Annotated in this window: 5 protein-coding genes; all 5 read left to right on the forward strand. The window is 66.1% G+C overall.

The window, feature by feature from the left end; all coding sequences use genetic code 11:
- A partial coding sequence (locus AC1DSN_RS19505) for a hypothetical protein (RefSeq protein ID WP_477332333.1) occupies positions 1-700 on the forward strand: 700 nt, incomplete at its 5' end.
- Entirely contained in the window at positions 690-1,805 is a 1,116-nt protein-coding gene (locus AC1DSN_RS19510; RefSeq protein WP_477332335.1) for a hypothetical protein, read from the forward strand. The genes AC1DSN_RS19505 and AC1DSN_RS19510, both read left to right, overlap by 11 nt.
- Complete coding sequence (locus AC1DSN_RS19515) at positions 1,802-2,800, forward strand: phage tail protein (protein WP_477295853.1); 999 nt, start codon at positions 1,802-1,804, stop codon at positions 2,798-2,800. Before AC1DSN_RS19510 ends, AC1DSN_RS19515 begins: the two co-directional genes overlap by 4 nt.
- Positions 2,797-3,684: a hypothetical protein gene (locus AC1DSN_RS19520; protein ID WP_477332337.1), complete on the forward strand. Its 888-nt coding sequence runs from the start codon at positions 2,797-2,799 to the stop codon at positions 3,682-3,684. Before AC1DSN_RS19515 ends, AC1DSN_RS19520 begins: the two co-directional genes overlap by 4 nt.
- A partial coding sequence (locus tag AC1DSN_RS19525; protein WP_477332339.1) for a hypothetical protein occupies positions 3,677-4,007 on the forward strand: 331 nt, incomplete at its 3' end. The genes AC1DSN_RS19520 and AC1DSN_RS19525, both read left to right, overlap by 8 nt.

Raw genomic sequence — 4,007 nt, forward strand, 5'->3', positions numbered from 1 at the left:
CTATGACACCATCGCCAGCGTGAGCAACCACGCCGCGGCGCAGGGCGGGGTGAACGGCGACACAGTGAACGACCTCTCGGCTACCGCACCCCCGCAGGTAAAAGCGAACGACCGCGCTGTGCAACTGGCCGACCTGGACACACTCGCGCGTGTCGCCAGTCCCGCCGTGAGCCGTGCCCGTGCGGTGGAAACCGGCGACGGACGCATCGAGGTCAGCGTGTTGGCATTATCGCGAGCCTCGCGCCCCTATGCACCGCCGGCACTGCTGGACGAAGTGGCGGCGTACCTGGGCGCGCGCAGCCTGGCGTCGCTCGCTGCGCGGATCCGCTGCCGCGAGCCACACTACGTACCGATCGACGTGGTCGCGCAGGTCGTGACGAACGTGTCACCGGACCAGCGCAACGCCTTGCAGCAGGACCTGGCGCGGCAGTTGGAAGCCTTCCTGCAGCCCGTGTTCGGTGGCCCGGCAGGGCAGGGCTGGGAATTCGGCCAGACCGTGCAGTCGGCGCAGATCGCGCACAGGCTGCGCGAGGATCCGCGGGTGAATGGCATCGCCGGCCTGTCGGTGAACGGACGGCAATACGGCAACGTGACACTCGCACCCCATGAGATACCCGTGTTCGGGAGTGCCGGCGTACTTGCCTATGCGGCGCCGGCGACCACGGTCGCAGCACTGGCRGGGGCTGGCGATGGCGTTTGAGCTGCCGAACCTCGACACGCGCGACAGCGCTGCCTTGCAGGCGGAGCTGATCCGGCGCATTCCGCAATTCACCACGCAGTGGACGGATTTCAACGCGTCCGATCCGGGCATCACGCTGCTGCAGACGTTGTGCTGGATTGGCGAATCGTTGCTCTACCAGGCCAACGCCATTCCGCTGCTGGCCAGGCAGAACTACCTGCGTCAGGCGCTGGGCCTGGCCTTCTCCGACAACGTCACGCCGTACAGTCAGGCGGCCGTGCTGGATAACGACGACGCTTTCGAAGCCCTGCGCCAGATGCTCGCGAAAGTGGAAGCGGGCACGCCGTTCACCGGTGCCGACCTGCAGCGTGCGGTGCTGGGCTATCGCGACGAGCCGTACCTGGCGTTGACGCTGGATGACGTGCAGGCGCTCGCGCTGCAAGCCAACCGCATGATCGAAGCCAACTGGGGCAAGAGCAAGCGTGCGCCACCGACGCCGCTGCAGGTCAGGCGCGCCGATGCGCTGGCGCGTGGCGAAGCGACCCAGCTCTACGTGCTGAGCGATGCGAGCTGGGCCTATCGTCTCCCGCCCAACGGAAACATGACGGTGCCGGATGCCCACGGCTGGTGGCGGCGTGTCCTCATGCGCGATCCGCCCACCGCCAAGGCGGCTGTCGATGCGGCGACGGCAGAAAGCGTGCTGTTGAGCAACGTGCGCCAGTACATCGCGCCGCGCGTGCTGCTGGGTAACCGCGTCAACGTGTGGGCCACGCAGCTGACGTCGATCAACCTGTACGTCGAGCTGCGCTGCCCACCGAACGTATTGCCCCTGGTCGTGCTCGACGCGGTGCTGTCGACGCTGTTCGCTTACTTCCAGCCGGATGGCTGGGTGTACAACGAGGCACCGGTGGCCGAGAGCGTGCAGCTGCTGATCGAAAGCGTGCCCGGCGTGGCCGCACTGACATCGCTTACGCTTGACTACACGCCGACGGCGCGCCTGCCGGAGTACGCGCAGCTGGGTGTCAACGCGTTGCTCGCTGACCTACCACCGGGCTCGCCCGGCCCGTTCTACCGTGGCCTGCCGCAGCTGCGCTGTGTCGAGTTGCGCGCCAGGGTCGCGCCATGAATCAGCCTGCGCCGATGCCGCCTTCGAGCTACCTGCGCTACCTGCCGGCCGTATTCGCGCGGACCGACGACGACTTTCTCGCGCACTACCTGCTGATCTTCGAGAAGCTGCTCACCGGTCTGGCTGACACCACACTGGATGGACGCAAGGGCATCCAGGACCTCCTCAGCGCAGACGTGATCGGTAACCTTTTCTACAGCCGCTTCAGTTTTCTGTTCCCGCCGGGCGACGAAACCTTCATTCCGCCGATTTCTGGCTTGCCACCGGCAAAGGGCACGGCGATCCTCGAACGGTTCGACAGCTATATCGGCGTGCCCGAGATCGGTAGCGCACTCGACGGGCATATCGATTCACCGCTGTATTCGAGTGATGCGCTAGCCGCTTTCAACGCGTGGCTGGACGAGTTCCTCGCGTGGCTGGGCGGCTGGGTGGACCTGCCTCTGGATAGCACCTGGGACCTGGACAAGAAGCGCAACGTGATCGCCCAGAGCATGGCGTTGTATCGCCTGCGCGGCACGCCGCAAGGCCTGGGCATGCTGCTGAACCTGCTGCTCGACCTTCCGCTGCAGCAGGTTAGCTGCGTAAAGCCATCGGGCACCACCGATCCGGTCTATGGCACCGTGACCGTCAACGTACTCCATCCCGCGCCGCCACCGATCCTGCTCAAAGACAACGCCTCGCAGCCCGGTAGCTTCGTGCTGCGCTGTGCCTACCAGCCGGGTATGCCGCTGGTTTCCGGCTACGCACCGTGGCTGTTCGTGGTGCAAGTGGTGTTGCCGGCGTATGGCAACGCGAAACTCGTGCCCGATGCCACCGGCATCCAGCAGATACAGGCGCTGCTCGCGCAGATCACCACCGTGCTCGATGCCCAGCGGCCGGCAGCGACACGCTACCAGTTGCAGATCCTCGGCGCCTCGGCACTGCGCGCGGATGCGATCTATCAACCTGTACTCAACTCCAACGCCCTCCTGGGCACGCAGACATCACCCCCATGAATCAGACCAGCCCGCCATCCCCGCAAGCGATTACCGTCCAGCCGGCGGGCGTCTCCGTGTCCCCGCCGACCCCCGTGATCGCGGCGAACGTGGCCTATACGGTGGTCTACACCGACGGCACGTTCCTCACCTCCGCGCTAATGAACGAAGCGCAGTCGTACTTCGTCAACTGGATGCAACTGCAGAACCAGCTGCTCTACACGCCGGGGGTGCTCAACGGCCTGCTCGTGAGCAACCCGAGCGGTAACAGTCTCGCGGTGAGTGGGGGTGCGGGCTTCGACGATCTGGGCCATTTCGTGGTGCTGCCGGATAACAGCGGCGCGGCAACGGTGCCGACCACGGCGGCCAATCCCTGTTACGTGGGTATCTCCTTTCCCACCACGGCGCAGCCGGTGTCCGGGCAGACCAACGTGCAGAACATGGCCGGCGTGCTCACCGTGGCCGACACGCTCGGGGGTCTGCCTGCGCATAGCCTGCTGCTGGCGGAGATCGCCATGGCCAACGGCGGGATCACCGGCGTGACCGACCAGCGCATGCCGGTGACCAGCCGGCTGCCGGCCAATCTCGGTGCCGCGGTGGTGATGCCGCAGGCACTGCGCRCCGAGGGCGCGAGGACGATGCAGGGCAGGGTGATGGTGCCGTCCGGCGCGCTGCGCCGTCAGGGCGACAGCGTCGCCGTGACGGTGCCTTACAGCGCGCATCGGGCGCCGGGACCGACTTTCCCCGAGCCGCCGCGGGTCATGGTCACCGTGCRAGGCACGTTGCCGTATGCCACGGCGATCAGCGACATCAGCGGAAACGAGTTCACATTGACCCTGACCGCGGTGCTCGCCCCGCTGCCAGATGGCGCGCCTATTGCCGTGGAGTGGATCGCATATGTCTGATCAGGGCCGGCCACCGATCAAGCGCAACAACTACTTCACCGGCGAGTCGTTGCTTACCGCCGATTTCACGTGCGAGCAGCAGTACAACATGGAGATGCTCGCACTGGTCAACAGCAGCCTGCACACCTGGGGCATCGCCAGCGGGCTGGAGGTGAGCTGGCAGGCAAGCCAGGCCAACCAGGTACGGATCACCGCTGGCATGGCGATCGACCGCCTTGGCCGCCAGATCGTGTTGACCGAGCCGCAGGTGGTTCGCGTGGAAGGCACCGGGGACAACGCGTTCGTCTACCTGGTGATCCGCTACCACGAGGTGTACAGCGACC

Source organism: Luteibacter sp. P4_D7_3 (assembly GCF_056401735.1).

Coding starts and splice junctions, on each gene's coding strand:
- AC1DSN_RS19510 (WP_477332335.1), top strand. CDS start 690: ATGGCGTTTGAGCTGCCGAACCTCGACACGCGCGACAGCGCTGCCTTG.
- AC1DSN_RS19515 (WP_477295853.1), top strand. CDS start 1,802: ATGAATCAGCCTGCGCCGATGCCGCCTTCGAGCTACCTGCGCTACCTG.